The sequence below is a fragment of the Mesorhizobium sp. M7A.F.Ca.CA.002.05.1.1 genome (assembly GCF_003998335.1).
Lineage (GTDB): Bacteria > Pseudomonadota > Alphaproteobacteria > Rhizobiales > Rhizobiaceae > Mesorhizobium.
In genome coordinates this window covers 1-1,920 of the sequence record NZ_RZQI01000186.1, presented here as the reverse complement: position 1 = coordinate 1,920, position 1,920 = coordinate 1, and the positions used below count along the sequence as shown (strand labels likewise).

Here is a 1,920-nt window from a genome sequence, read left to right as displayed (position 1 = left end):
GTTATTGATCGGCAGCTCTTACAGACAGAACTGGACAGGAAAACGGCGGGCACATGGCCCGCCGTTTTCCTGGATGCGAATAGAGCAATTATTCGGCGGTGGCGGCTTCCGCCTCGGCCGGTGCAGCGGCGGCGGCCGCAACAGCAGCAGCGGCATCTTCCTGCGCCTTCTTCAGAAGGGCAGCGCGTTCCTGCGCCTTCTTGCCCGGCTCGGCCTTCTTCGGGTTGGAACGGGCGTCGCGCTTGACGAGGCCGGCCTCGTCGAGGAAGCGCAGCACGCGGTCGGTCGGCTGGGCGCCATGCGCCAGCCAATGCTTGACGCGGTCGGCGTCGACCTTGACGCGTTCGCCGTCCTTGGGCAGTAGCGGGTTCCATGAGCCGATCGACTCGATGAACCGGCCGTCACGCGGCGAACGGGCGTCGGCAATGACGACGTGGTAGTAAGGACGCTTCTTCGAGCCCGCACGGGCCAGTCGGATCTTCAAGGGCATTTATTTTCTCCTAAAAAGGCTGATTTGGTTGGTCGGTTGGTGGCTGGTTTCTCAGCCGGCTTTCATCACGCCGTTGGAAGCGGCGATCTGTTCGTGGTGGCGGATCACTTCGCGGACGACGAAGTTGAGGAATTTTTCCGCGAAATCCGGGTCGAGATGGGCATCCTTCGCCAGCTGGCGAAGCCGGGCGATCTGCTGCTGCTCGCGTGCCGGGTCGGCCGGCGGCAGGCCATGCGTCGCCTTCAGCACGCCGACCGCCTTGGTGCAGCGGAAGCGCTCGGCCAGCATGTGGATGAGGGCCGCGTCGATGTTGTCGATCGAGGCGCGGTAATCGGCCAGGAGAGCGCGGGCGTCGGCCATGTCCTTCTCTTCGTTCATGGCGTCCTCACTTCTTCTTGCCAAGGCCGGGCAGCCCGCCACCGCCGAGGCCGGGGAGCCCGGGGAGTTTCATGCCGCCGGGCAGACCGGGCATTCCGCTGGGCAGGCCACCGCCGCCAGGAAGGCCTTTCATGCCGCCGCCGAGGCCGGCTGCCTGTGCCTGCTTCTGCAAAGCTTCGAGCTGCTTGGGGTCCATCTTCGACAGGTCCGGCATGCCGCCGCCCATCATGCCGCCCATCATGCCGCGCATCAGGCCGCCGCCTTTGCCCTTGCCGCCCATCGCCTTCATCATGTCGGCCATGCCGCGGTGCATCTTGAGCAGCTTGTTGATTTCGGCCGCGTCGGTGCCGGAACCGGCGGCGATGCGCTTCTTGCGCGAATGCTTGAGCAAATCGGGATTGGCGCGCTCGGCCTTGGTCATCGACGAGATGATGGCGAGCTGGCGGCCGAACATCTTGTCGTCGAGACCGGCGGCGGCCATCTGGTCCTTCATCTTGCCCATGCCGGGCATCATGCCCATGATGCCGCCCATGCCGCCCATCTTCGACATCTGCTGAAGCTGACCGGCGAGATCGTTCAGGTCGAACTTGCCCGACTGCATCTTCTTGGCCATCGCCGCCGCCTGTTCGGCGTCGATGTTCTCGGCGGCCTTTTCGACGAGCGAGACAATGTCGCCCATGCCGAGGATGCGGTCGGCGATGCGCTTGGGGTGGAATTCCTCCAGCCCGTCCATCTTCTCGCCAGTGCCGATCAGCTTGATCGGCTTGCCGGTGACGGCGCGCATCGAAAGAGCCGCACCGCCACGGCCGTCGCCGTCCATGCGGGTCAGGACGAGGCCGGTGATGCCGACGCGCTCGTCGAAGCTCTTGGCCAGGTTGACTGCGTCCTGGCCGGTCAGCGAATCGGCGACCAGCAGGATTTCGTGCGGGCTCGACACCTTCTTGATGTCGGCCATCTCGACCATCAGCGGCTCGTCGATATGGGTGCGGCCGGCGGTGTCGAGGATGACGATGTCGTGGCCGCCGAGCTTGGCCGCCTGCACGGCGCGGCGG

General features: G+C 65.4%; 2 protein-coding genes and 1 pseudogene. All 3 read right to left on the bottom strand.

From position 1 onward, the window contains the following. Nucleotides 1-88 precede the first annotated feature (88 nt). Nucleotides 89-490 (bottom strand): 30S ribosomal protein S16, encoded by a 402-nt coding sequence (gene rpsP, locus EN939_RS12220; RefSeq protein ID WP_013528800.1) that lies wholly within the window; start codon nucleotides 488-490, stop codon nucleotides 89-91. A gap of 51 nt (nucleotides 491-541) precedes the next feature. After that, nucleotides 542-868, bottom strand: coding sequence for a chorismate mutase (locus tag EN939_RS12215; RefSeq protein ID WP_023811329.1), 327 nt, complete (start codon nucleotides 866-868; stop codon nucleotides 542-544). Between the two features lie 7 nt (nucleotides 869-875). Beyond that, a pseudogene (locus EN939_RS12210) lies at nucleotides 876-1,920 on the bottom strand (signal recognition particle protein); the annotation flags it as partial.

Excerpts from the sequence above, each read along its gene's own strand:
- rpsP (WP_013528800.1), bottom strand. The coding sequence starts at position 490 with ATGCCCTTGAAGATCCGACTGGCCCGTGCGGGCTCGAAGAAGCGTCCT.
- EN939_RS12215 (WP_023811329.1), bottom strand. The coding sequence starts at position 868 with ATGAACGAAGAGAAGGACATGGCCGACGCCCGCGCTCTCCTGGCCGAT.